The sequence below is a fragment of the Jiella marina genome, assembly GCF_024359545.1.
GTDB lineage: Bacteria > Pseudomonadota > Alphaproteobacteria > Rhizobiales > Rhizobiaceae > Jiella.
Genome location: NZ_JAKQZG010000012.1, coordinates 161795 through 187870 on the forward strand (window position 1 = coordinate 161795; position 26076 = coordinate 187870).

Sequence of the window (26076 nt, forward strand, 5' to 3'; positions counted from 1 at the left end):
CAGCGAAATGCCGGCCGCACACGCGGTGCGACCGGCGAGATGATCGGCGATCAGTTCTCGTAGGAGATCCGATAGAGCGCGCCCGCGAGATCGTCAGAGACGAGAAGCGAACCGTCCTTCAGCACTTCGACGTCGACCGGCCGGCCGATATACTCGCCGCTGTCCGTGAGCCAGCCTGAGGCGAACACCTCCGTCTCACCCGCCGTGCCATCCTCGTTCACAGGGGTGAACATCACCCGAGCGCCCACGGGCTCGGTCCGATTCCACGATCCATGCTGCGCCGAAAAGATGCCGCCGCGATATTTCTGCGGGAAGCTCCGGGCGTCGTAGAAGTCCATGCCGAGATCGGCCGCATGGGCCACCATCTCGACCTGTGGCGCCACAGCATCGGCCGGTGGCTCGGAATCCTTGTACTCGTTCGTCCTCACGGTGCCGCCGCCATACCAGGGGAAACCGAAATTCTGGCCGGCCTGGGTCGCGCGGTTGAGTTCGCCCGGCGGAATGTCGTCACCCATGCCGTCGACCTGGTTGTCGGTGAACCAGAGATCGCCATTGGCCGGGTTGAACTGCATGCCGACGGAATTGCGGATGCCGGTCGCGTAGACTTCACGTTTGCTGCCGTCGCGATCCATCCGGATGATGCCGCCGATCCCCTCCCTGTTGTAAAGGTCCATCTTCTCCTGCGGCGGAACGTTGAAGGGCTGGCCGAGCGCGATGTAGAGCTTGTCGTCCGGCCCCACGCGACAGACGCGCGCCGTGTGATTGAACGACTCTTCCGACGTCGGCACCAGCTCCCCCTGGTCCACCACGACGCCGACCGCTACATCCGGGCTTTCATAGAAGAACTCGGCCGCAGGCAGAACCAGGACGCGGTTCTGCTCGGCGATGTAAAGAAAGCCGTCCTTCGAAAAGCAAACGCCGTTCGGGATGGTGAAATCGATCGACGGCGCGAATTCCTTCACTTCGTCCGCCACACGGTTCTTGTCGCGATCCGTGACCACCCAGACGTTCTGCTTGCGCGTGCCGACAAAGGTCGCAACGCCCTGCGGACCGACGGCGATGTGCCGCGCGTCGGGAACGACCGCATAGAGTTCGATCTTGAAGCCGTCCGGCAGTTCGATCTGTTCAAGGTTCTTGCGAAGCTGATCGGCATAGTCGCCCGTCTGCTCGATGGTCCTGAAATCCATCGACGTACCGGTCGACTGAAAAGCCTGCAGCTTCTTCATGTTGTCGCCGCTCTGCCCGTAGGCGTGCGTCGCCGCCACGAGGCCAAGCATGGCCACCGTGCCCAACAAAATGCGCTTCATATTTCCTCCCAGGCGCCTGTTTTCAGCGCTCGTTCTCCGCGGATCTCCCTTCCGCGTGACGAATGCTGTCCCCAAATCCAGCAGTCGTCAACAGCCCTTTACGAAAGACAATCGCAGTCGCGAGCGACAAGTCGAGCGGTTGAGATCACGGAAAACCCAAAAGGTGATTGTGCCTCAATGTCTTCCGGAAAATACGAAACGTGCGAATGCGTCCGGGATGCGACGAGAATTCCCACGCCCAGCGTTCGGCTGACGACCTCAGCGCTCCGTCAGCTTGAACTCGATGCGGCGATTGCGAGCCCGGGCTTCGGGCGTGTCGCCTTCGACCAAGGGCTGATATTCGCCAAAGCCTGTGGCAGCCAGACGATCCGGCGGCACGCCCTGGCTGACCAGATACTTGACCACGGAGCTGGCACGCTCGGTCGAAAGCTCCCAGTTATCCTCGAAGCGGCCGCCGGAAATCGGCACATTGTCGGTGTGGCCGTCGACACGAATGATCCAGTTGATGTCGGAGGGGATTTCCCGCGCCAGCTCCTGGATGGCCTCGGCAAGCTTCTGCATCTCGTCCTGCCCTGCGGGCTGCAACTCGTCGGAGCCCGACGGGAACAGCACCTCGGACTGGAAGACGAAGCGGTCGCCGACGATGCGGATGTTCTCACGGTCGGAGAGAATTTCCCGCAAGCGCCCGAAGAAGTCGGACCGGTAGCGCGACAGTTCCTGGACCCGCTGCGCAAGCGCCACGTTGAGTCGCCGGCCGAGATCGGCGATCCGGGTCTGGCTCTCGCGATCGCGCTCCTCGGAAACTTCCAGCGCCCCTTCCAGCGCCGCGATCTGCTGGCGAAGCGCAGAAAGCTGCTGGTTCAAGAGCTCGATCTGCGAACGGGCACGTTGCGAGATGCCCTGCTCGTCCTCCAGTGCCTCTTCGAGTGCGCTGACCTTCTCGCTTGCTGCTGCCGCCGAACCGCTGCCCGACTCCAGAGCCTGCTGGAGCCGCGTACGCTCGTCCTCCACGGAAGCGAGCGAAGCGCGCAGCGTGGCAATCTGGTCCTGATAGTCCTGGCTGGAGGAGCGTTCGAGGGCGAGCAACTGCGTCAGCTCGTTGATTTGGCTGTTCAGCCTGTCGAGCACCTCGTCCTTGCCGGAAATCTCGCGGCTGAGCAGGAACTGCGCCAACACGAACACCGAGAGAAGGAACATGATCGCCAGAAGCAGCGTCGACAACGCGTCGACGAAGCCCGGCCAGTAATCGACCGTGCGCTCGCTGCGGCGATTGCGGGCCAGCGCCATGTTCTATTCGCTTTCGGAGCCGCCACCGGCCCCCACGATCCGCGGCGCCGGTGGCGGTGTCGGCCGCTCCGACTGGCCCTGCGGGCCGCTGCGTCCGGGGGGACTCCCATGGCCGACCTGGCCGGCAAGCCGATCGAGCACGTGGCGCAATTCGCGCTGCTCGCTGGCCTGCGCTTCGACGAAGTCGCGCAGAAGCTGCTGCTCGCCGCGCATATGCTGGACGAGCCCCTGAATACTCTCGGCGAGATTGGCCATGGCCGTGCTGGTCCGCGGGCTGGCGTTCTGGTCCTGCAGCATGCGGTTCAAACGATCGGACAGAAGCCGCAATTCTTCGGCCCCGTCTTGCTGCCCACCGGCAGCCGGGGCGGGAAGCGCCATGTCGGAACCGACATCCGTGACCGAGGAGAGCCAGTTCTCGAGTTCCGTGTAGAAACGGTTCTGCGCCCGGCCAATCTGCAGATCGAGAAAACCGAGGATGAGCGAGCCCGAGAGACCGAAAAGCGAGGACGAAAACGCCGTTCCCATACCGGCCAACGGAGCCGCAAGGCCCGCCTTCAAGGCATCGAGGATGGAACTCGTGTCGCCCGCCGCCGGATCGAGGCCCTGGATCGTCGCGCCGATCGAGCCGATCGTCCGCAACAAGCCCCAAAACGTGCCGAGCAGACCGAGAAAGACGAGCAACCCGATCAGATAGCGCGCGATATCGCGGGTCTCGTCGAGCCGCGTGGCGATCGAATCGAGGATCGAGCGCATGGAGGTGGTCGACAGGGAGATCGACCGGCGGCGGCCGATCAGCGCCCGCATCGGCGCCAGCAACACCGGCGGGCGCATCCGCTCGAAATTGTCGGCGCCCTCGCGATAGGCGTTGACCCATCGGACTTCGCGCGACAGGCGCCAGACCTGCAGAAGCGCCAGAAAGATACCGACCGCCAACACGCCGACGATGAGCCCGTTGAGCCCCGGATTGGTCAGGAAGGCGGAAGAGACCTGCCGGCCGAGAATGGCCGCGACGAAACCGGCGAGCGCCAGAAACACCAGCATCGACCACAGGAAGACCAGCGGGCTCGACAAACGGTTCGGGTCGAACTCGTCCGCTCTTGCCTTGTTCTCCGTCGGTGCGTTGAAGACCTGCATGTGGCGTTTCACTCAACTCTCAAGGGCCGACCTTCGCGAACGCCTTACTGACGTCTCTCCCGTCGACCACGCCGCGTTCTCGCGCAACCGCCGCCTCGAATAACGACTGATATCCCGACCTCGTCCCGCAAAACATATACAAAGATCGTCGAGATTTGAAATGACGTCGCCCGCCTAACCCCCGGATTTCGGCCCGAAACGCAAGGCGCGGCCGGTCACTGCGCCGCGGCACTGTCCGCCGCACCGCGCGCGGCGCGCGCCCGCTTGTCGGTCGCGGTCTTCAACTGGCCCACGAGTGCCTTGTGGATCGCCTCGTTTCCGCAGGCGATATCGCCCTTGAGATGATCGAACTTTTCGCCGGCAAGCCCGGTCACGAAGCCTCCCGCCTCGCGGACGAGGATCGATCCCGCCGCAACGTCCCAGGGCTTCAGGCTGCGCTCCCAGAACCCGTCGAACCGCCCGGCCGCGACATAGGCGAGATCGAGCGACGCCGCTCCGATTCGACGGATCCCGGCCGATTCCGCCATTATCTGACGGATTTCGTAGAGATACGCCGTATGGTCGCCATGCCCGAGGAAGGGCGCACCGGTTCCGAACAAAGCTTCAGGCAGGCGCTGGCGGGCCGCGACCCGGATCCGGCGATCGTTGACGAAAGCGCCGCCGCCCCTTTCAGCCACGTAGAGCTCGTCCTGGATCGGATTGAAGATCACGCCGGCGACGATCTGGCCGTCGCGCTCGAGCGCGATGGACACCGCGAAGTTCGGAATGCCGTGGAGGAAGTTCGTCGTCCCGTCCAAGGGGTCGACGATCCAGCGATGCTGCGGGTCGCGCCCTTCGACTGCGCCACGCTCCTCCATCAGGAAGCCCCAGTCGGGGCGCACGCGCGAAAGCTCCTTGAAGACCACCTCCTCGGCCCGGCGATCGGCATTGGAAACGAAATCCGCCGGCCCTTTGAGCGAGACCTGCAGGTTCTGAACTTCGCCGAAATCGCGGACGAGCGAGCGCCCCGCCTTCATGGCGGCCTGGATCATGACGTTGAGGAGCGCGGAGCGGGCCATCGCATTCTTTCGGTAGGTTGGGTCTGCCAGACCGAGCCAGCGCTTGCCGGCTCACGGCACGGCGTCGACCATGTCAGTCGGCGCGACGCAGATAGGTGATCTCGTTGGTATCCACCAGGATCTTCTCGCCCGACTCGATGAAGGGTGGCACCATCACCCGCATACCGTTTTCCATGACCGCCGGCTTGTAGGACGAGGTAGCGGTCTGTCCCTTCACAACGGGATCGGCCTCGACGATGGTGAGCACCACCTGGTCGGGCAGCTGGATGCCGATCGGCCGATCGTCGTGGCTTTCGACCGTCACCATCATGCCGTCCTGCAGGAAGGCCGAGCGCTCGCCGACGAAGTCCTTCTGCAGTTCGAGCTGCTCGAACGTCTCCGTATCCATGAAGACCAGCATTTCGCCTTCGGCGTAGAGATACTGGTAGTCCTTCTGCTCGAGGCGGACCCGCTCGACTGTCTCGGAGGCGCGGAACCGCTCGTTGAGCTTGGTGCCGTCGATCAGGTTCTTCAGCTCCACCTGCGCGAAGGCACCGCCCTTGCCGGGCTTCACATGGGCGGTCTTGACCGCCACCCACAGCCCGCCATTGTGCTCGATCACATTGCCGGGCCGGATTTCATTGCCGTTGATCTTCATCGAAACTCTCGAATTCTCATAAGCCGAAGGAAGCCGTCGGCATCCGACGGCCGGAAAGCCGTTCTGCCGGTCTCCCCGCGCGGTCCCGACGCTCATGGCGGGGCCGCTCGCGAATGGAGCGACGGGCGATATCCGTCGATCGGCGATCAGCGGGCTCAAGATCATAAAAACCCGACGGGTTCAAGCCAGGGGCCCGCTTCGCCGGTCATCCCGATCGCAGGCGATTGGCCGCCTCGAGTGCCGTTTTCTGCGTGGTCGGATCGAGCCCCCGGAAGAAATCGTCGAGGACGGGATCCGAGTTACGCATCCGCTTGGCGAGCACCGCCCATTTGGCGGCTTCCGCACGATCCGGCTCGGTCCCGATCCCGTCCTTGTAGAGATGGGCCAGACGATTGATCGCAATGGGGTTGCCGAGTTCGGCCGCATGTTTGAGGAAGCGGAACCCGTCCTTCATCCGCGCCGGACCGCCCTTGCCGTTGATCAGCCAGATCCCGTATTCGATCTGGGCGGTGTCCAGACCGTTGACGGCCGCTGCCCGCAGCCATCCCCGCGCCTTCTCTTCGTCCGCCGTTACACCGAGACCGGAGGCGTAGAGCTGTGCCATGGCATATTGCGCATCGGCGACGCCCGCATTGGCGGCCTCCTCGAAATAGCCGAACGCATCCTTGAAGCCGCCGGCCGGCGAGGCTTCGATCAGCATCTGGCCGTAATTGTACTGGGCGAGTGGCAGACCGTGGTCGGCTGCGGCCTTCATCAGATCGCGGGCCTTCGCCACGTCCTGAGAGACCGCGGTGCCGTCGAGAAGGATCATGGCATAGCGGAACTGCGCCTCCGCACTCCCGGCACTCGCCGCCGCCTCGTACCAGCGAGCGGCCTGGGTCAGATCCTGAGGCACGCCGAGCCCGCGCGAATAGATCTCGCCGAGAAGCGTCTGTGCGGCCGGATCCCCGAGATTGGCCAGCGGCTCGGCGAGCTTCGCCGCGGTCAGGTAGAAGCCTCGCTGAAAGGCGCCATAGGCGAGATCGGCGGGGTTGGAGGCCGCGTCCGCCTCTGGAGCCGCCTCCTCTTTCTGGGACGGCACCGGCAGCGCATCCTGACGCGAACCGCGCAGCATGTCGGGGTCGCTCTCCCCTGCCAGCGGCGCTGGTGTCGTCGCCCCGGGGTCGGGTTCTTCGGCTGCCTGTGCCGTGTTGGCCAGGGTCGCCACCATGCACGCCATGGCAAGGAGCCCGCCCGTGAGCCGACCGGAGACACGACAGGCGCGGCGCCGCAGGATCGCCGTCCCGATCATGCCGCCACCCTCTCGAAATAAGCATCGAAGATGGCATTGGCCCGGGCGACGGCCGCCGCCGGATCGACGTCGTCTCCAAAGACGGCCGCGGACAGCGCGACGAATTCCGCCCCGGTCTCCGCCGCCTCGTCGAGCCGCTCGACGTCCTGCCCGGCCATCAGGATGCAGGGAAGCTCGACGATCTCCGCCCACCAGGCGGCGAGAGCCAGGCTCTTGCGATGGATTTCGGGCTCCCGGTCGCCGCCGAACCGCCCGAAGAAGAGATAGTCCGGCAGCGCCTCGCCGGCTTCCAGCGCATCATGCCGGGTCTCGAAGCCCGAACCACCGACGATCGACTTCGGTGCAAAGCGCTCGACGGCTTCGGCCAGTGCCTCGACACGGCCTTCCGTGAGATGCAGCCCGTCCGCCTTGCTGCGCCCGAGCACGCGGGTGTCGTCCACGACGAGCGCAGCAGCGCCTGCCTCCTGGATGATCGGCACCAGCGCTTCGGCATAGGCCTGATAGGCCGGGCCTTCGCGCCCGGCCGGATCGATCAGCACCGAGGCGACATCACCGGCGCCCAGCGCCGCGCGCAGTCGCGCTTCAGCGTTTTCGTCGGAAAGAGGCGTGGTGACGAGCACAAGCCGCGGACGGATGGGTTCTAGGATCATGGTTCGGATCGATTATCGCAGTCGGACGAATCTGTGAAGCACAAGAGCCGATGGACGCGACCGCTCGAGCGGCCGGCGCGGCGACCAGCGTCGGTGATAAGACAGCCAAGCTCTGACAGTACATGAATCTGCCGCACCAATGCGGCAAAGCCCGGGCAAGCGCGCCACGAGCGCTCGACTTCGCAGGAGCATTCTCTTGTGCGCGGACGAGCGGTTGCGCCAAGCAGCGGATTTCGTCAAATCGCGTTGCATCGCTCCTCACGAGGGGCTATGAGGGCGCTCCGTTATCGCTGCACGGCATTGGGGCGTCGCCAAGCGGTAAGGCAGCGGCTTTTGGTGCCGCCATTCGCAGGTTCGAATCCTGCCGCCCCAGCCAAATCCAGCTAAGTCATTGAAATAATGATCGCTCCGTTCCAGCTGGGGAGACATTCCTCCAAGTGGGACACACGACTGTGACACAACCGTGTGACACGGAGTGTGAAATGGGGATCGCGACAGGTCTCGAACGACGCGGCGCCGTCTACTATTGGCGCAAGCGCCTTCCGGACACGCTCGCCGGGCGAATCGGCTTGACGCATGTTAAGATCAGTCTTCGAACCCGTGAGGTTCAGGAGGCGCGATATCTCGGTGCTTGCCTGAACGGTATGGCTGCAGAGTTGCTGATGAGCGAACTTCCAGAGATCACACGAGAGCAACTGCAGTCGCTGTTCCGCAGCACCTTCGAACAGCATCGCCGTAAGCTCGGCATTCTCGCAGACTTCGCGCGAAGCGAACGGGGCTTCACGGCATTGCAGGAGGTCCAAGAAGAGACGGCGATGGGGTGGGCGTATCGTCATTTTTCCCAGAACGGCCTGCACGCTTCGATCGACGAGGATGCTCGAGGTCGCCTAGCGAAGGCCGGCCTGTCCGAGGAAGAGATCGAGCGCGTCGCGGCGACGGTTGGACGTATGAAGGCGCATGGCGAGGCGGAACCTTCGGCGTTTCGCCTGGCCGACGCCATCGTGGCAACCGGTGCCGAGGTCACGGCAGCAACGACAGCGAAAACGCAGCCGATCTATCTGAGGGCCCTGGGCGAAGCGCTTCTGAAGACGGACGAGCGCTATCGCAACGATCCATTCGATTTCGATGCGGAGATCAGTTCGCTTTCGCCCAAGGACGACACCCCTTCCAGTTTAGAAAGAATCGAACAATCGGCATCGAAGACGACCTCGGAGTCCGCAGAAGTTCGCCCGCTGTGCGGCGAGACTGCCCCCCTGCCCTCACGACCGTCGCCGACCTTTTCGAAAGAAACGGTGGCGGCACACACGGGCAGCGTGATCTCAATCAGCGCCAAGCTGATCGAGAAAAAGCTCCGAGATGAGGTTTGGGACGAAAAGACCGCACGCCAGGCCCGAATGATCTTCGATCTCTTCGCGCGTTTCCTCACCGAAGATGCACGCGTCAACGACCTGGCCGAGCTTCGGCAACATCATCTTGATGCTTTCGAGAGTTTTCTAAGGATTCTGCACAAGACATATGGGAAGAGCCCGAAAGACAGGCATCGGACAATCGCCGATCTCCGGAAGGATGGCGAACAAAGGCCGTCAGCCGAACGGGGGCTTTCCGGCGCGACCCGGAACCGGCACCTGACCTTTATCGGCCAGCTCCTGCGCCGGGCTAAGTCGGCTGGCATTCCGGTCGACTCCCAGCTCGATCTGACGGAGTTTCGCGCACGAAAAACCAAACGTGGCCGCGACGATCGGCCTGTGCCGACCCGGAGCCAGATCGAAACGTTCTTTCACCAACCGGTCTTCACCGGATGCGGCGACTGGGACGACATGCATCGTCCAGGCGATCGGATATTCCACCGCGCGGCCTATTTCGGCCCCCTGCTTGCCAACTATCAGGGGATGCGGCGCGAGGAATATTGCGGCCTGTCCGTGGAGGACATCGTCACCGATAACGGCGACCATCCCTATATCCATGTTTGCTTCAATGAATTTCGACGACTGAAGAATCCTCAGTCGGTTCGGAACCTGGCTCTTCATCCCGAACTCATCCGCCTGAGTTTTCTCGATTACGTCGATACGATCAGAAAGCTTGGATATCGTCGGCTGTTTCCCGACCTTCATTCACCCTCGAGCCGCAGCCTCTTAGGAGATCGCCTTTACGACGAACTTCGCCCGTCATTTAAGACATGCGGCTTCACGCCCCACCAATCGCGTCATTTCTTCAACAACGAACTGAAACAGAAGCGTGTCGACGCCGAGTTCCGAGCGGACCTAATGGGGCATGGTGGAAAGACGGAAACGACAGAACGCTACTGCAATCCCACCGACGTCGTGAACCAGCTCGAAGATCTTTCGAAGGTGCCTATCGTGACAGCGCATCTTTCGCCGCACGCAATCAGACTGGTCCCATGGGTCAAAGAAAAGGCCATTGCACCGTGGAGCAGGGCATCAAAAGCAAAAACCAGAGCATAGCAAAATATCTCGCAGCCTGAGCAAACAGCCTTACGGACAGACGTAAATGGGCCGGGAGGAGACCGGCTGCTTTCGGACGATGGAGCCGAGAAGCTGCTGTTCCGCAGTCCTGAAGAGTTTCGGGCGCCGCGAGGCGTACGAAAGTCGCCGAAGAAGGAACCCGCGGGATGTCGTGATCGGGTTATGGGGTTTTCGGCTGACGGTCGTGCCGGAATGGGTGATGTCGGCGGCAGGGCGACGTCGAGTTTTCCTTGAGACGCCTTGGATGTCTCTCGGACATCGATGCCAGGGGCGTCGTTGGATGCAGGATGACGCGGCTCGCGAGGTTGAATTCGGGGACTGGCACGTGGAGGGCCGTGCCCTGAAGAGCGGATTCGGGCCGCCGGGCACGGGAAAGTCGCATCTGGTGGCCGCCATCGGCCTTGCTCTCGTCGAGAACGGCTGGCGGATCCTCTTCGCCCGCACCATCGATCTCGTCCAGAAGCTGCAGGTGGCCCGTCGCGAACTCGCCCTCGAAGCGGCGATCTCAAGCTCGACAAGTATCACCTGTTGATCCTCGATGATCTCGCCTACGTCACCAAAAGCCAGGCCGAGACCAGCGTGCTGTTCGAACTCATCAGCACCCGCTACGAGCGGCGTTCCTTGCTGATCACAGCCAACCAGGCCTTTGGCGAATGGAACCGGATCTTCCCCGACGCCGCCATGACGGTCGCGGCGGTCGATCGCTTGGTCCACCACGCGACCATCTTCGAGATGAACGTCGAAAGCTACCGGCGGAGAACCGCCGCGGACCGGGGCGACCGCCTTCGCGTGTGATACCCAGGACCGCACCGTGATTGTCGCTCCGCGTTAATCACACTGAATAATCCTCGCCATCGGCGCCGCCGGCGGGGGAATTCTACCCCATTTTTCGTCTAAGCTATTGATCCCACGCAATCTTCGTCAGAGATTCTCTCTCACCTGTGACAGCATGGTCTGACGGCGGCGACGATACTCGCTCCATAGATAAAGTCCTAGGGTCGAGCGCGCCAAAACGCCAGGGGCTGAGCGAAGAACACCTTAACGTTCCTGATAAGGGCGTGCCTTTGGCCGATTAAGCGGAGGCCGCCAGACAAGCGGCAGCAGCGCATTGTCGCCCGCTTGCCCAGTTTAACATCGGGGCCAAGTGGCCGAATGGGCCAGGATGCTGGCGTATGGCCTGAAAGACGCTGTTGACGTCGCCCGCTGAAGGATCGCCAAGGGCTCCTGCGAGCGCCTCCGCAAAAAACGCCTAAACATACTTGCGCTTTTTCGCGGATCCTTCCTCCGGAGAGGACGACTTTTCGCGTGTCACTTTCGAGTTCGCAGCGAAAATGGATCGCGACCAATCAAGGACCCGATCCGTGAGCTATCTGCTTTTTGTTTCCTGCCGACATGAACCGGTTCGCGACCGTGCACATGCAGGTCACTGTTCCATGCATGGGCGACGGCAGGGCGCTTACGACCTTCGGCACTGCGATCAGGACCGCTCCGCGCTGGTTCTCGCCGGAGGTCCGAGGCTTAACGCGAAGGAGATGGCAATTTCCGCCTTCGATGTCGGCAGTTGCCTCATCGAGACGGCAGTCCAGCTTGGTGCGTCGCGGCCGAAAAACGCGATGATCGGTTCGGAACTTCTTTTCACCGTATCGCCCGGCTTTTTCGACGTGAGCCTTCCAGCTCTGCTCGCTCCAGAGGAGGTGCTGGCGCTGCAAACGCGGTACCACTCCCTGTGCCGGAACGCCGGGTGGCGTCATCGATGGCTGGACGAGGAGCGCAAGGAGGGTGGCGAAGAGCCGTTGCCTGCCGGCCTTGTGGAGCGCTGGTGCGCCGTGCGCGAAAGAGCCGGAGAGAAGACGTTTGAGACCATGGGCAGGATCAATCCGGAGCGCATCCATATCTGGGCGATGACGATCCTTCTCGCCGTGTCAGAACGACAGGGATGGAAGATCGCATGCTGGCGGCTTGATCTCGATGAAATGACTCCGCACCTCAGCGTCTTCATCGTCCCGTTCTACGAGAAGCGGACAAAGCATACGACAAAGACCTGCGTGAGCACCCGCCACCACTTCGGCAAGCGCCATCAGCTGAGCGCCCTGCAGGACTGGATCGGCGAGGTTTGCGCCCCGCTCGGTCTTCGACGCGGGATTCCGAGCGAAATCACAGCAGCACGGCATTTGAAGCCCGTAGTTTACCGTCGTCACGAGCGGGAGAAATCGGAGCTCACTTCAAGGAAGGCAACCCTGAATGCCGAGCGCGCTGCGTTCGAGGAGGAGATGAGAGGAAAGCGCATCAAACTGGAGCAATGGCAGATGGAACTGGCAGATCGCGAAGCGGCGATTGTCAGCCGGGAAGCAGAGGATGAGGCGTTGGCTGAAACCCTCAAGGTGCGCGAGCAGGAGCTTTCCAGACGTGAGATATCTGAAAGGACTTCGCGAGGACGTCTGTCCGAGCGATCGAAGTCACTGGAAAAGGACCGCAAAGCCGCGGAAGAAAAGTTCATCCAGATGGATCGGCGCTTGAAGGAACTGGCGCGGGTCATTCACGACGGGCTCGCGGTATCGCACGCCATCCTAGAGATGGATACATCGGACGAAGCGCAGACCCTTCGCGACGTCGTCACCGCGCTCAAGATCACCCTCGACCACCAATCTGACATCGGCACGCTGATCACCAGATGGCAGGAGCGGACCCGCTTTCCTACGCATGGATTGGCTCGACCGGGTTAGGCCGCATTCCTCTTGTCCGATCGTCAAAATCGCCGCCATGAAGCCGAAGAAGCAAGCGGCCGGGTTTGCCTCCTGGGATCACCCGCTCGGCCTTGAGGATCACCATGTTCCGAGGCCCGCCGCAGAACCCGGCGGATCAAGGCGTGCGATGCTTTCGGCAGATCACCTCGACGTTGGCGTTTATCAATCCGCCCGGGGCATCGATCCCGACGGGACGGCACAAACGCTCAAGCCTCTCTTGACCGTCGGCGAAGGCCTTCACCTCCGCCCCGAGCAAGCGGAATTGTGCTTCTCTCCTTCGTGACGCTTCTCGCTAAGCTAGGTCTAAGAAAGACTGGCCGTTAACCACGATTGCTGTATTTGGGTGAGCGTTAGTAGCTTGAGAAGCTTTTAGGCTTACATTGAAGACACCGCTCGGGACTGGCCCGGCGGCGATAGAGTCAGATTGCAGGTGGGCGCCATGGGCGGCCACCGGAGAGGCGCCAACCTACTCCAGCAGCCTGGCCACAGCAACTCGCTAGGAGAGATTGCCATGGTTACGCCCCTGATGGCGCGCGCGACGGATTCGTGCAAGCCCCGTCTTGATTTCCTGACCAACATCCACCGCCGGCCCGGCCACGAGCCCGCAACCTTGGTTTTCCCGCAGATGGGCACGTCGGCCGTCGCCTTGCGCACCGAGCCCGCGACGAGCGCCGCTTCCGCCGCCAACGACCCCGGGCACAGCCAGAGCAAGCGGCGGACCTTCGGCCCTGTGTTCCGGCGGTCCGATCTCCGGCTCATCCGCCGGTTCATGGCGCTGCTTACGGAAATCGAGTGCCTGGTTGTGCCGGCGGACGGGCTGGTCCACCGGGACGGTTTGATCGACGAAGTTTTCCTCGAAAAGCTCGCCGCGATCGGCGTCGTCAATCTCCAGCCTTCGCGCGTGGGCATGATCGTGACTTTGCCGCGTTAGGCGCCGTCAGCATGGGCCCGCATTTCGCGGGCCCATGCTGACGGCATATCCGATTCCGCAACCTGGCCTGGGCGCTGGGGAGGAGGCTGTATGCCGGTACGCAGCAAGACCACGACTGACGGCGGCGACTGCCGCACCTCAACGCTAGCGACTGCTCCCGTCCTTGTCACGAATGCCAACCGTATCGTGGAGAAGGCGATCTCTCTGGCCTTCCCGGCCGCCGAGGCCACCACGCCGAGAGTCCCTCCTGTCGAAAGCGATCTCGTTGCTCGGCTCGTAACGGTCTGGCTCATGGAGGCCATCCCGGACGCCACCGGGACGCTCGTCGGCCGCCGCTGATCTTCGTCCCGAGGAACCTGCGCGCGTCCAGTCTTCAGCGACGCATCACTCCGATTCCTTTCACTTTGACTTGGCCTTCGGCCGGGCATGGAGACGCATTATGCCCAGTATTCAAAAGCCCGCGTGCTCGGGCGACACCAACCACTCGGGGACCGCTTCATCTCGGAGCGCTCTTGAGTCCTTCCTCGAAAGTGAGGCCACCCGCATCGTCTCCGAGGCGGTGCGCGCCGCCGAGGCACTGCCCGAGGATGCTGTTCTCGGAGCCTTCTCCACGATCGGCTCGATCACCCGCTCCATTACTACCCGGGCCGGTCAGGTGATTCCTGCCGTTATTGCGGAAGTACTCAAAATGGACGAGCGCCTCGTTGTCCTTCGGGAGGTGGAAATGCCGATCACTCGGACGGCCGCTGATATCGTCCGGCAAAATGCGACCGATCATCCCCTTCTTCTCTCGCACGAGGAGGCGACCGACCGGCGCTTCATCGTCGATCTGGTGGTGATCGAGAAGGAGTGCCGACACGCCATGCTCTACGACGCCAAGAGGGGCGCGGCCGCCCTCTCCTCATGCAAGGGTGTCCTGGCATTGCTGCGCGGGTCGGCGCTCACCGGAGCGAGCGCCCTGCGTGGAATTGGTCATGATGTCGCTACCGTCTCTTACGGCATCATCGACCGATACGGGCGCACCGGCGCCGATCCCACCCGCACGATCGGCCCAGACGACCTAAATGCCCATTTTGGGGTGCCGGTTCGAGCGACCCTCGACGCCTTCGATACGATCCTCGGCAGAACGCTTGCCGCCCAGCTTGGGCCGCTGGCGGCTTCGATCGTCGCCCTTTCGCGGCCGCCGGCGCATGAGACGAAATCGGAAAGCGCCGTTGTGGGGCAGGAATCGAGCGACTCCCCGACCGTCGCCTTGCCGGCGCGACTTATCGGCCCGGCCGAACGGCGGTCCATGGCCGCTGGTGGGGCGGCCTCCGTCTTCAGGAGGGTCCGCTAATGACCATCATCCTCCTGCACCCGCCCCGCTCCGGCAGGCGCGCCTCGTGCTGCGAGCCGGCCCAACCCGAAAAGAGTGAACCGGCTGAGGCGGTTCTTGTCATTCCCACACCTCCCGTCCTGCTGATCGCCTATGCCCTACGTGCGCATCGCTCCGGCCGGTTGGACGTCGCCACGGCGGACAGGCTCATCCCCCGCATGCTTGCCAGCGGTGATGCCGCCGCCCAGGTGGTCGCCAACTTCCTTCTCACCCGCCAGCACCGACTGCCGGACTCCAGTCCGCCAGCTGCCGGCCTGGCCGCCATGATCGGAAGCCCGCAGTCCATCAATTCCTTCACCGACAGGAGATTGTCATGACGAAGCACCCGGTTCCCAAACATCCGAAGCAGACCGACGATACGCGCGGGCTCGGGGAGCCACGCGCGTCGAAGAAGCAGGCCCGCTCCAAGCCGGCGCCCGCGCTGCCGAAGACCGGCCCGGCGATGACGCCCACCGGACGCGAGCTAGTCAGGCGCCTGTGGGCGTGCCGGGCCAAAAAAGCCGCGCTCCCAAACGCTGCCTCCTATGAGGACGACGACGGCCTGCTGGATGGGCCCGTCGCTTCCGGAAGCAGCGATCCTCAACCGGCGCCAGCCGTGCCCCCTCCTGCGGCGGACGACATCGCCCTAGCGCTGCTGCTCGGCCGCGCCTTGGCGGCGCCCGACGTTCTGGACCGGCTCGCCTGCGGCGCTCCCGTGCTTCTGCTACGCACAGCCGAGCCCGCGGCGATTGCCGAGCGCATGGCGCGTCTCGCCAGCGGCGGTGTACTCTCGCCCGATCGCCATCAGGCGTTCCGCAACGCGGATCTGCGCGGGCTCTACCGCCGAAACGCTCGGACCGCGGTGATCATTCTGGAGGAGGAGGCCGCCAAGCCGGGCCGCAAGGCGGAAAGAAATGGTCCGTCCGTTCTGATCGCCTCGGCGCTCGCCTGCGCTGCCCCGGTGATCGTCATCGCCGGTCGAGGCAAGAGCGATCTCGCCGATGCGGCACTTCCCTATGCCGAAGTGGACGTGAGCCTAACTGAACTCGATCCGGACATCATTCGCTCGACCCTGCGCAATATGCTGAACACACGCCGTGTCCACCGGCTTTCCGCCGGGCAGGCGAAGGTCCTGACCTTGACCGATCTGGCACTCGCAGCCCGGCCGGGCGTCTCGGCGACACAGGCCGTCGCGAGCCTAAAGCGGCTGGCGGCGGCTCGGCTCGGCTCCGGCGAGAAAAACCCGGCCGGGCCGCGCCTGGAAGAACTCGCCGGCTACGGTCCGGCTCGCGCCTGGGGTCTCGACCTCGCCCGAGATCTCTCCGACTGGAAGGCTGGTCGCATCGCTTGGAGCGCGATCGATCACGGTCTGCTTCTGTCGGGCCCGCCCGGCACCGGCAAAACAACCTTTGCCAAGGCGCTTGCCGAGACCTGCGGCGTGCCGCTGATCGCTTCGTCGGTAGCGCAGTGGCAGCAAGGTGATGGCCATCTTGGCACTGTCTTGGGTCGGATGAGGAAAACCTTCGAGGAAGCCTGGGCGAAGTCGCCGGCTATCCTCTTCCTGGACGAGGCAGACGGCATCGGCCGGCGCGATCACCTGAGCGGCGACCATGTCGAATACTGGGAACAGGTCGTGAACGGCATGTTGGAGCTCGTTGATGGCGTCTGTTCTGGCGAGGGTGTCGTTCTGGTTGGTGCGACAAATCATCCTGAGCGTATTGATCCAGCCCTGCGGCGTTCCGGCCGTTTGGATCGGCACATCACGATTCCCCTGCCCGATATCCCCGCGCTCGAGCAGATCCTGCGCACGCATCTGGACGGCGCTCTGTCCGGAGAGGACCTGCGAGGTATTGCGCGCCTTTGCCTCGGCGCGACGGGTGCCGATTTAGCGGCCTATGTACGACGCGCCGATCGTCTGGCCCGACGGGCCGATCGGCAAATCACAATTGACGATCTGGCGACAGCAATTGCCGAGGAACGGCCCCGCCGACCGGAAGAGGCGCGGAGCGTCGAGGCGGTGCACGAGGCCGGTCACGCCATCGTCGCCATGCGCGAGACCGGAGCCAGAGAGATCACACTGGCGATCGATCAGCCGCATGGTGGCTACACCCTGATGGGTGGCGGGGAGAGCACTGCCTTCCCATCGAAGGAAGATCTCGGGCGGCACGTGATCATGCTGATGGCCGGGCGAGCTGCCGAGGAAGCGATCCTGGGCGCCCCGAGCGCAGGAGCGGGCGGGAGCAAGGAAAGCGACTTGGCCCGCGCCACGATGCTCGCTCTCTCGATCGAGACCGGGCTGGGGCTTGGGGATGACGGCGGTCTGGTGTGGGAGGCGCAAGACATGGCGCTCGCGCGCCTTGGGGCCGACCCCGGTCTGCGGCAGCGGGTTTCCGCCATGCTGGACGCAGCCTATGCCCGCGCCAAAGGGACCATCATGGTCGAAAGGGACACGGTGCTGCGTCTTGCTGAGGCGCTTCTGCGGCGAAGCGTGCTGGAGCCGTCCGAGGTACTAGCGATCATTGATGGGGCCGCGGACGCAAAGCTCGGGGATGCCGGCCAGGAGAGCCCGGATCGAGAGGCTGAGATGAAGGAGGTGTTCGCCCGACCGGCCGTGAAGCGCACCGAAGACAGGAAAGCACCCGGCCGGGATCTGGGCCCGCGAGGCGCGTCGCCAACCTCTGTCCTGATCGGCGAGGACAAACCTGCCGGCACGCAAGCCTCTGATCAGGCGTAGATCCCAGTTCCACCTCAACCCGGCGGGCGAGACATCTCGCCGGGTCGGCATCAGAACTATCAATCGTGAAGGAGGGCCATCCATGCTGCCCCGTATCCCGCCGCAAGTAACGGTCGATCTCACCCGCCGTCTGCGCGCGCTTGCCGACGATCTTGACCGCATCGCCGCGGGCCAGGGACCGAGTGAGGCCGAGCTTTCCGCGGCTCCGCTCCTGACCGGCTGAGGGCTTGTGGCCGAGCCGACATTCAGAATGGCTGGGCATGTCGAGGGGCATCCCGACTGCGGGCCCGGCTCCGTGATGACTTCGCCGATCTGGCACGTCGATCGATCGCTGACTTGGGGCCGCACCCTCTCGCGCCTGTATCGCCTCGGCGTGCCCGCAGGAAACGATCTTCAATAGTGCAGGCACTCTTGCTTGAGGCGTACTCCGCTGGATGCCCTGCGTCAGATTGATGGAGGACGGGAACCCCAGAGAGATCGCGGGCTACCGCTTGGTATCTCCGCTTCCGAGGCTGCTCTCCAATGCCAGGATGGCCACATCGGCAATCGTCATCCTACAATTGGCCGCCTTCCCGATCAAGGCGGCCTTGAGCTCCGGCGTGATCCGGATGTTCAGCTGCTCTGTCCGGCCTTTCCGGCGCAAGGCTCGCCCGTCGAGCAGTGGGGGCGATCCCGCCTGCTGTGTGGCTGCCTGTGCCGGCGGCAATCCGGTCCGGTGGAGCTCGGGCCCGAGGGACGCGTGTGCCGCCTGAAAAAGATCGAGCCGGGTATCGCGAGGCCGATCTCCAGTGCGCTTGAATGTTCCGTCATCGGCCATGACGCAGCTCCGTGTGCATGGCCGGATCGAGGAGCTTCGTTAGCACGGCCGAGGCGAGCGCCTCCGCATCGGCTCGCGCGCTCGGCAGACCCGACACGGCGGCGTCGTCCAGCGAATGGATCGTCCCGCCGTAGGACCAGACAGCGCGATGCGCCGCCCTGTCCGGAAGGCCGGGAAGGACCGGCCGCTGCATTCGCTGGAGTTGTTCCAGGGCGTCCCGAGCCGTTCTCTCCCGCCAGGACAGCATGTTGGTCGCCGAGAGCACATAAGCCAGCGGAATGGTAGTGCGCCCCCTCGTCGACCTCAGGAGAATGTCGACGCCGATCGCCTCAATGGCGTCGAGAACCGACAGACGGCAGGGAACCAGGACGGCATCGGCCATGATGGCGGATCGCATTCCGAGCGAGCGGCGGCTTCCCTCCGAATCGATCAGGACGACGTCGAAATAGGCTCTTCCGCCTTGAACCGCCTTCTCCAGTTGAGAGGAATCGAGGGCAGGCATGACTTGGATCGTATCGGGCAGGCCTGCCATCTGCGACCAGCGCACGAGCGGCGCATTGGGATCCGCGTCGATGATGAGAACGCGGGCGTTGACATCGGCGAAGGCGCTGGCCAACGCCAGGACCATCGAGCTCTTGCCGGAGCCGCCCTTGAATGAAACGGATGCGAGGACAGGCATGGCTGTTCATCTCCTTGGTTAATCATCCTCGGAGCGTTGGCCGATTCCACGAAAGTAAGAAGCGTGCCCGATGGGAGGAAATGGCAGGCTGCCGGCTAGCAGCTGGCTAGCCGCTATCTTCCTGCTAGCAGTCGACTAGCTCGCATCGAGCGAACGCTGACGGCCCTTGTGGGAGTGGGCCTTCAACGTAAGCATCGCCGTCACCCACCTTGCTGATCGCGACGTAGCCGGCGAGTTTCCGGGCCTTTCGAACGAAGGGAAAGGCTTGGAGCCATGTCGATGTCATGTGCTGATACTGGCACGAAACCAGTTCGGCGGTTCGAGGTCTTCACGGGCGCAGGTCGGCGGCGCGACTGGAGCGACGAAGAGAAGGCGGCGATCGTCGCGGAGAGCTATTCCGGCCTGGAGAGCGTTTGCGCCGTTGCGCGGCGTCACGGGCTGAGCCATTCGCAACTCTTCACCTGGCGGCGCAAGTTGCGGCAGACGGCTTTGGCGAAGTCCGATGTGTCCCCGACCGAACCGACATTCGTGCCGGTGGTCATCGAACCGCCTGCCATTGAGAAGAAGCCTCGCGCGAAGCGGAAACGGTCACGCTCGTCCGGCAAGGCGATCCCGGCGGTCGAGCTGGAGATCGACGGCGTCGCGGTGAAGATCGCCAAGGGTGCTGACGCCAGAACGATCGCGGCGGTGATCGATGCGTTGAAGGGCAGTGCGTGATCGGGCCGAGCGGCACCGTCCGCGTCATGGTCGCGACGAAGCCCGTCGACTTCCGCAAAGGGGCAGAGGGTCTCGCCGCGCTGGTGCGCGAGACGATGGCGGCCGATCCTTTCGGCGGAACGGTCTACGTCTTCCGCGCCAAACGAGCTGACCGGATCAAGCTGATCTTCTGGGATGGTACGGGACTGGTTCTTGTCGCAAAGCGGCTTGAGGACGGCGCGTTCAAATGGCCTGCGATCACGGACGGCGTCATTCGGCTGTCGGCCGCGCAGCTCTCCGCGCTTCTCGATCATCCATGTGGATGCTCCTTGTAGTCAGGCTGATGCCCCCTCAAGTCGACGCTTTCGATCCGATGGCTTCGTAGGTCACGGATGGCCTGAAGAACGGCGTCGCAGTCGTGGAAGAGATAGGCTCCACTGGCCTGGCGATCGATGGCAATGCGACCGTCACGGATTTGGACATAAAGCCACTTCGTGGGGATGCGGAGCCTCAAAGCCAGTTCTGCGATGCCGATAGATCCTGGAGCATGACGCCAGCGCGATTGCGGTTTGCGGGCCGGCCATCCGGCTTGCTTGCGGATGCGTCGCACGGTGTGGGAGGTCACTCTGTCCGGTGTTTTCGGAGAACGATATCCCTCGGCGGTCAACACGGCGGCGATCTCTTCGTCAGGCATTGTCGTCCCGGAAAGCTCGAGCGCTCGACGCTTCATCTCCTCACCCCGTTCCAGGCTGCTCAGCTTCGCGACCGGGCGCCTGACGGCGATTTCGCTGACTTCGCCGCCGCGCCAGACAATTCGGATCATGGCGGTGTCGTGGTCGCCGCGGTCGAGAATGATCTTTTCGACGAGGCAGCGTAGCAGTGCCTTTCTGTCGGTATCCCTGGTTCGAGGATCGGCCCAAAGCTGCGGCAGCCGTCCAGCGAGCGCGATGACCTGGGCGGTCTCGGTCCTACTCAGGACTGCAAGCGGCGCCAGGTCGGCGCATTGTCGCGACAAAGCCTCTTCGGCGGCCCTCAATTCGACGAGTGCAGCTTCCCAGCGTCGTTCCAGCTCGGCAGCGACCAACCGGTTGTCGGGATCGACCTTGTTATATTGACGCTCTGCCAAGGATGCTTGGTACCGCTTTCGCGTTACCTGCTGTTCAACGGCAGCGCGCGCAGCCTCATCGGCCTGCTGCCTGCATCGCCGCGCCTTCGACAGCGCTTCGATTTCGGTAGGAGCCAGGGCGACAAGGAAGGCTTGCGCTACCGGCTCGTCTACGATGGCGGCACCAAGGCTCTGACAACTCGGCGCTCCCCGCTGTGTGCGAAGATGGTTGCAGACGTATTCGCCTCCATGCTGATAGCGAACGTACATTTTGTGGCCGCACCGGGCGCACCACACGATCCCCTGCAGCAGCAACTGCCCATCGCGCGGTGCTCCTCTGGTCTTGGTCTTCATATAATCGGCCCGATTGTCGCGGAGGATGGCCTGGATCGTCTCGAAAGTAGCCCAGTCGATATAGGCTGGATAACGGTCCTTCACGACGATCCGCCATTGGTCGCGGGATCGGGTGGACTTGTGTGAGCGGCCGCCATTGCCCGGCACGCGCTCCGTGCGCTTGCGTCCGAAGACGAACGCGCCAGCATAGGCCGGATTCTTCAAGATCGCGGTGACGGCAGCGACGGTTCCGCGGACCCAATGAAGTTCGCCATATCGGTCGCGGCGCGGCAGGTCGACACCCTGCGTGTTCAAGAAACGCATGACCTTGGCGGCCGAGCGCAATCGCAGAAAGCTATCGAACAGCATGACCAGCCGCTGCTGGACTTCGACGTTCGGATCCTTCACCACGACGTTGCCAGGTTCGCGCACCAGCCCCACGGGGAGCATCTGTGCGAGGTCCCCGCGCTCGGCCTTGGCGAGCAGGCCGGCTGTGAGGCGGCCGCGGATCGTATGGAGCTCGAGTTCGGAGATCGCGCCTTTCAGCCCGAGAAGAAGGCGTCCATTGCTCGAACCGGGATCATAGACGCCGTCGCGATCGGCGATCAGGCAGTTCCGCAGACCGCAGATGTCGAGAAGTGGATACCAATCCGAACAATTGCGGGCCAAGCGGGTGACGTCGACCGACAAAACAAGACCTACCTCGTTCAGGCTGACGCGAGCCGTCAGTTCCTGGAAGCCGCGCCGATCCAGGACGGAGGATCCACTCAGTCCGAGATCGGTGTCGATGATGTCAATGTCGTTCCGGCCCCAGCCCAGTTCCTCGGCCCGTTGTCGCAACGCGTATTGAAGACGCAGGCTTTCCTGATGAGCGATGACCTGGGCCGGTGTCGACTGGCGGATGTAAACGACAGCCTTGCGAGCGAGATGCGTCGCCGAAATCAGTTCGGACTTCATGGCCGATCTCCACCAAAACGGCCGCGACGTCCTCGACGACCCGCTGCCGCAGGGAAGCGGGAAGCCTTGACCAGAGGTCCTTTGGGTCGATTGGCATGATCGTCGAGTTGGTTGGCCAGCGAGATCAGGTCTCGCAGAGCTTCAACGCTCAACTTCGACAGATTCTCCATGTCGGTCGAAAGTTCTGTCACGCGGACCGGAACGAAGAGCCGAGTATCGAGCTCACTTGCCACCTCGTAGGAGGGCGGCAGATTGCCCCCTTGGCGCGTCGAAAGACCCAATATACGGAAACTCTTCCCGTACAGGGGATGGTGCGGATCCAGAACCCTGATGATCTCCGGTGTGGGAGCGTCAGCCTCACTTGAGGGCGCATTCTTGCAGGTCTTCGCTCGAAGGTCTGGACTGGCGCCGCGTTCATGAGGCCCGAACGACACGGGTGCCCGAAGCTGTGAGCTGATGGGCATCGAGGCCGATAAATCTCTCGCCGAAGGCGTGGGAGTGGAGTTCCCCCGGTTTTGTGGACACGATCTGACTTTCAAAGGAGAGTGTCCGAATGCCGAGAACAAGAGCGCCCTATTCAGCGGAGTTTCGGGAGCAGATGATTGCGCTGGTTCGGGCTGGCCGTCGCCCGGAAGATTTGGCCAAGGAATTCGAGCCCTGCGCCCACACGATTTATGGCTGGGCCCGCAAGGCCGACCTTAGCGGCGATGGAAACGCTGCTGGCCTGGAAGAGAAGGAGCGCGCTGAGCTGCAACGTCTTCGCAAGGAGAACAAGCAGTTGCGGCTGGAGCGCGATATCCTGTCAAAGGCCGCGGCCTGGTTTGCTCAGAACGACGGGACGTCGTTCAGGTCTTCGAATTCATGACCGCGAACCAGGCCCAGTTTCCGATCCAATCGATGTGCGAGGTGTTCGGCGTCTCGCGTTCGGGCTTTTACGCTTGGCAGAGCCGCTCTCCCTCCAACCGCGCCGTTGAAGACGCGGCGCTCTCGCAGAGGATCGCGGCAATCCACACCGCGTCTCACCAGACCTACGGTTCGCCACGGATCCACGCTGAGCTCCGTGAGGGTGGCGTCGCCGTCGGTCGCAAGCGGATCGAGCGGCTGATGAAAGTCGATGGCCTTGCCGGTGTGAGCCGCCGCCGCTCGGCACGTACGACGATCCGCGATGACCGCGTCCGTCCGGCCTGCGATCTCGTCGATCGTAACTTCTATGCAGAGGCGCCGAACCAGCTCTGGGTCGCCGACATCACCTCCATCCCGACCTGGGCCGGCTTCCTCTATCTCGCGGTCGTGCTCGACGCCTTCTCGAGGCGGATCGTCGGCTGGTCGATGGCAAACAACCTGAAGACCCAGGTGGTCGTCGATGCGATGAACATGGCGCTCGCCCAGAGACATCCGACGAATGTCATTCATCATTCGGACCAGGGATCGCAATATACATCCGTGGCCTTCGGGCTGAGATGCAAGGAGGCCGGTGTGCGTCCATCGATGGGGTCGGTAGGCGATGCCTACGACAACGCGATGTGCGAGAGCTTCTTTGCCACGCTCGAATGCGAACTGCTCGATCGCCGCAAGTTCCCGACCAAAGCCGAGGCGCGCATGGCCGTCTTTAGCTTCATCGAGGGCTGGTACAATCCCGCTCGCCGCCATTCGGCCATCGGCTACAAATCGCCGATCGAATACGAAAGGAGCGTCAAAGTCGCATCGAAAAGTGTAAGCCCCTAACTGTCCACGGAACCGGGGGAACTCCAATCGTCGACGTGACGCCAAGCCATGCGCCCCTCTTCGTCGAGCGTGAAGAGGCGGGGCCATGTGTTGTCGAACAGGGCTTTCACTTCAGAATTGCGCCGATCGCCTCGAGCAGGGCGTTCACGGCCTGTAGCAAAGCTCGCGAGACGCCTGGAACGACGGCATCCGCCTCAGGTCCCAAGCTGTCATCCGCTTCAATTTGAAAGAGAGGCCGCATAAGATCGGAGACGCTTTCCCTGTTCCCGAGGCTATTCGACTGTGCCGCCGACCCGAAAGACTGAAGACGCAGCGACCGTGCCGTCCGATTCCAGGTGGCAGCCGCGATTGCACGACGTCGCGAAACTCGCTGGTGTCTCCCATCAGACAGTCTCGCGGGTCGTCAACGGACATCCCTACGTCAAGGCGGAGACGCGGCTGAAGGTTGTCGAGGCGATGGAGGCCTTGACCTATGTGCCCAATGCTTCCGCCCGCGCTCTCGCCAAAGGCCGTACCCAGACCATCGGCGTCATCTGTTACGAGACGACACTTTATGGACCCGCCGCCGCGCTGATCGGCATTGAAATGCGCGCCCGGGAACTCAGCCATTCGGTCAATATCGTGTCGATCAGTTCGCTCGACGCTGCGATGATCAAGGAGGCGTTCCTGCGCCTCTATCGGCAGTCCGTCGCGGGCGTCGCGCTGATGTGCCCGCAATCCGCGATCGATTTCGATCCAAAGCTCCTCGACGTCGATCTGCCGCTCGTCGGGGTCTGGGGCCCGCGTCTCGGCACCGTGCCGATCGTCTCGATCGACGAGATCGGCGGTGCGGGAAAGGCGACCCGACATCTTCTCGACAGGGGCTACGACACGGTCCACTTCGTCGGCGGGCCGGCGGGCCGCGTCGGTTCGAACGAGCGGATGAAGGGCTGGTCGGAGGCGCTGAAATCGGCCGGTCGGCGGGTTCCCGAGCCTCTCCATGGCGACTGGAGCGCCCGAAGCGGCTATGAGGCGGGTCGCATCCTTGCCGCCGACCGGGACGTCTCGGCCGTCTTCGTCGCGAGCGACCAGATGGCGCTCGGCCTGCTCCTCGCGCTCGGCGAAGGCGGGCGGCGCGTGCCGGAGGATATCGCCGTGGTCGGCTTCGACGACGTGCCCGAAGCGGCCTTCTTTTCCCCACCTTTGACCACGATCCGCCAGGATTTCTTCGGGATCGGCCGCCACGTGGTCGACGCCCTCCTGGCGCCGGACGTACAGGCCGGAACGAAGGCGGTGCCCGCGTCGTCAGTTCTTCCCGTCGACCTCATCGTCCGGAGGAGCTCTGGCCCGGCCTGATTTCCGGGCTCTGGGAGAGGTCGCAAGGGCGAGGCCCGCGCCGCCTGGCGTTTTCCCGGATCGCCCCGGAACCGACGGACCGTTAGCTCCTGATCGGCCGCCGGGTCCATCTCCTCAATCGTTCCCGCTCCACTCTTCGATGTCCAATCGGCCCAAGCTCCGTGCGCCCTGCCCGGCTGTCTGACTACGCCAATGAGCCGGCGAAGCATCCGAGTCTTGCGCCGTTGAAGCCTATCTGTTAGCGTTAACATAAATGGGGAGAACGGGAGGACGAATGTCGGGCAAAGGCCGGGCCGGAGGCGATTTTCTCGCGCGGACAGGGCGCGGCGAGCTGGCGTTCGCCATGGCGCCGGCCATCATCCTCGTCGTGCTTCTATGCATCTATCCGCTCGGCCTCGCGACAACCGCGAGCCTAGAAGGCGACACGGGCTTCACCCTCTCCCGCTATGTGGAGTTCTTCACCAGCGCGGAGACCGCGAGACCCCTCCTCCGCACCGTGACGCTCGCCGTCGCCACCATGCTCGTGTCGATCGCGATCAGCATCCCGCTCGGTTATGTCGCCCGCTCGTCGCCCATACTCGGCACGTTGATCCGGCTCCTCGTCGCCCTTCCCCTCGCGGTTCCGGTGCTGATCGCCGGTTACGCGCTCACCCTGTTCTTCTCGCGCAACGGCCTCTTCAACAATGTCCTGGTGCAGGTGCTCTCGGTTCTGTCGGAGCCGATGACCATCTCCTATACCTGGAGCGGCCTCATCATCGCCTGTGTCTGGCGGTTCTTTCCCTATACCGGCCTTCTCGTCATCACCGCGATCGGCGCCAT

The 26076-nt window shown here is 63.4% G+C and carries 24 protein-coding genes, 1 tRNA gene and 1 pseudogene; 16 read left to right on the plus strand and 10 right to left on the minus strand.

All coding sequences use genetic code 11. The annotated features are described in order from the left end of the window. Positions 1-50: 50 nt before the first annotated feature. From MF134_RS19000 to MF134_RS19030, 7 genes are all read right to left on the minus strand, one after another. Positions 51-1277, minus strand: coding sequence for a PQQ-dependent sugar dehydrogenase (locus MF134_RS19000; protein ID WP_255341089.1), 1227 nt, complete (start codon positions 1275-1277; stop codon positions 51-53). Between the two features lie 288 nt (positions 1278-1565). Next, on the minus strand, positions 1566-2594 hold the full coding sequence (locus MF134_RS19005) for a peptidoglycan -binding protein (RefSeq protein ID WP_255341056.1): 1029 nt from the start codon (positions 2592-2594) through the stop codon (positions 1566-1568). A gap of 3 nt (positions 2595-2597) precedes the next feature. After that, positions 2598-3728, minus strand: a complete 1131-nt coding sequence (locus MF134_RS19010; RefSeq protein WP_255341090.1) for a MotA/TolQ/ExbB proton channel family protein — start codon at positions 3726-3728, stop codon at positions 2598-2600. A gap of 215 nt (positions 3729-3943) precedes the next feature. Then, the gene (locus MF134_RS19015) at positions 3944-4786 is read right to left on the minus strand and encodes an inositol monophosphatase family protein (protein WP_255341057.1); all 843 of its coding nucleotides are present in this window, start codon (positions 4784-4786) and stop codon (positions 3944-3946) included. Positions 4787-4859: 73 nt separating this feature from the next. Continuing rightward, a complete protein-coding gene (efp, locus tag MF134_RS19020) occupies positions 4860-5423 on the minus strand; it encodes an elongation factor P (RefSeq protein ID WP_255341058.1) in 564 nt (187 codons plus the stop codon). Positions 5424-5628: 205 nt separating this feature from the next. Beyond that, positions 5629-6714 (minus strand): tetratricopeptide repeat protein, encoded by a 1086-nt coding sequence (locus MF134_RS19025; protein ID WP_255341059.1) that lies wholly within the window; start codon positions 6712-6714, stop codon positions 5629-5631. Continuing rightward, positions 6711-7364: a thiamine phosphate synthase gene (locus MF134_RS19030; RefSeq protein ID WP_255341060.1), complete on the minus strand. Its 654-nt coding sequence runs from the start codon at positions 7362-7364 to the stop codon at positions 6711-6713. The genes MF134_RS19025 and MF134_RS19030 overlap by 4 nt, the downstream gene beginning before the upstream one ends. Positions 7365-7665: 301 nt before the next feature. Between MF134_RS19030 and MF134_RS19035 the strand changes: the two genes are divergently transcribed. The 11 genes and pseudogenes from MF134_RS19035 to MF134_RS19085 all read left to right on the plus strand — a co-directional run bounded on the left by MF134_RS19035 (position 7666) and on the right by MF134_RS19085 (position 17833). Further along, a tRNA-Gln gene (locus tag MF134_RS19035) sits at positions 7666-7740 on the plus strand. Positions 7741-7846: 106 nt separating this feature from the next. Then, positions 7847-9826, plus strand: coding sequence for a DUF6538 domain-containing protein (locus tag MF134_RS19040; RefSeq protein ID WP_255341061.1), 1980 nt, complete (start codon positions 7847-7849; stop codon positions 9824-9826). A 373-nt stretch (positions 9827-10199) separates the two neighbouring features. Further along, positions 10200-10642: pseudogene (locus MF134_RS19045) on the plus strand (ATP-binding protein); the annotation flags it as partial. A gap of 566 nt (positions 10643-11208) precedes the next feature. Then, a complete protein-coding gene (locus tag MF134_RS19050) occupies positions 11209-12570 on the plus strand; it encodes a plasmid recombination protein (protein WP_255341062.1) in 1362 nt (453 codons plus the stop codon). Between the two features lie 37 nt (positions 12571-12607). Continuing rightward, positions 12608-12874: a hypothetical protein gene (locus tag MF134_RS19055; RefSeq protein ID WP_255341063.1), complete on the plus strand. Its 267-nt coding sequence runs from the start codon at positions 12608-12610 to the stop codon at positions 12872-12874. Between the two features lie 228 nt (positions 12875-13102). Next, positions 13103-13522 (plus strand): hypothetical protein, encoded by a 420-nt coding sequence (locus MF134_RS19060; RefSeq protein WP_255341064.1) that lies wholly within the window; start codon positions 13103-13105, stop codon positions 13520-13522. A 90-nt stretch (positions 13523-13612) separates the two neighbouring features. Continuing rightward, positions 13613-13861: a hypothetical protein gene (locus MF134_RS19065; RefSeq protein WP_255341065.1), complete on the plus strand. Its 249-nt coding sequence runs from the start codon at positions 13613-13615 to the stop codon at positions 13859-13861. A 70-nt stretch (positions 13862-13931) separates the two neighbouring features. After that, complete coding sequence (locus MF134_RS19070) at positions 13932-14858, plus strand: hypothetical protein (RefSeq protein ID WP_255341066.1); 927 nt, start codon at positions 13932-13934, stop codon at positions 14856-14858. Then, positions 14858-15214, plus strand: coding sequence for a hypothetical protein (locus MF134_RS19075; RefSeq protein WP_255341067.1), 357 nt, complete (start codon positions 14858-14860; stop codon positions 15212-15214). The genes MF134_RS19070 and MF134_RS19075 overlap by 1 nt, the downstream gene beginning before the upstream one ends. Beyond that, positions 15211-17610 (plus strand): AAA family ATPase, encoded by a 2400-nt coding sequence (locus MF134_RS19080; protein ID WP_255341068.1) that lies wholly within the window; start codon positions 15211-15213, stop codon positions 17608-17610. Before MF134_RS19075 ends, MF134_RS19080 begins: the two co-directional genes overlap by 4 nt. An 82-nt stretch (positions 17611-17692) precedes the next feature. Further along, a complete protein-coding gene (locus MF134_RS19085) occupies positions 17693-17833 on the plus strand; it encodes a hypothetical protein (protein ID WP_255341069.1) in 141 nt (46 codons plus the stop codon). Between the two features lie 261 nt (positions 17834-18094). Here MF134_RS19085 and MF134_RS19090 read toward each other — a convergent pair whose 3' ends face one another. Next, positions 18095-18427 (minus strand): hypothetical protein, encoded by a 333-nt coding sequence (locus tag MF134_RS19090; protein WP_255341070.1) that lies wholly within the window; start codon positions 18425-18427, stop codon positions 18095-18097. Beyond that, positions 18417-19106, minus strand: coding sequence for a ParA family protein (locus MF134_RS19095; protein WP_255341071.1), 690 nt, complete (start codon positions 19104-19106; stop codon positions 18417-18419). Before MF134_RS19095 ends, MF134_RS19090 begins: the two co-directional genes overlap by 11 nt. Positions 19107-19385: 279 nt before the next feature. On the opposite strand from MF134_RS19095, the gene tnpA reads away from it, so the two are divergent. Both tnpA and tnpB read left to right on the plus strand, forming a co-directional pair. Beyond that, complete coding sequence (gene tnpA / locus MF134_RS19100; protein ID WP_255341072.1) at positions 19386-19823, plus strand: IS66-like element accessory protein TnpA; 438 nt, start codon at positions 19386-19388, stop codon at positions 19821-19823. Further along, complete coding sequence (gene tnpB / locus MF134_RS19105) at positions 19820-20137, plus strand: IS66 family insertion sequence element accessory protein TnpB (protein WP_255341073.1); 318 nt, start codon at positions 19820-19822, stop codon at positions 20135-20137. The genes tnpA and tnpB overlap by 4 nt, the downstream gene beginning before the upstream one ends. Here tnpB and MF134_RS19110 read toward each other — a convergent pair. Beyond that, on the minus strand, positions 20113-22197 hold the full coding sequence (locus MF134_RS19110; protein WP_255341074.1) for a recombinase family protein: 2085 nt from the start codon (positions 22195-22197) through the stop codon (positions 20113-20115). The two genes, tnpB and MF134_RS19110, sit on opposite strands and share 25 nt — an antisense overlap. Before the next feature lie 553 nt (positions 22198-22750). On the opposite strand from MF134_RS19110, the gene MF134_RS19115 reads away from it, so the two are divergent. From MF134_RS19115 to MF134_RS19125, 3 genes are all read left to right on the plus strand, one after another. After that, positions 22751-23922 (plus strand): IS3 family transposase gene (locus tag MF134_RS19115; RefSeq protein WP_255341075.1). Its coding sequence is split into 2 segments (ribosomal slippage): positions 22751-23000 and positions 23000-23922, totalling 1173 coding nucleotides; the frame shifts between segments, so codons are not numbered across the junction. Positions 23923-24270: 348 nt separating this feature from the next. Beyond that, positions 24271-25257, plus strand: a complete 987-nt coding sequence (locus tag MF134_RS19120) for a LacI family DNA-binding transcriptional regulator (RefSeq protein ID WP_255341076.1) — start codon at positions 24271-24273, stop codon at positions 25255-25257. Positions 25258-25531: 274 nt separating this feature from the next. Further along, a partial coding sequence (locus MF134_RS19125; RefSeq protein ID WP_255341077.1) for a hypothetical protein occupies positions 25532-26076 on the plus strand: 545 nt, incomplete at its 3' end.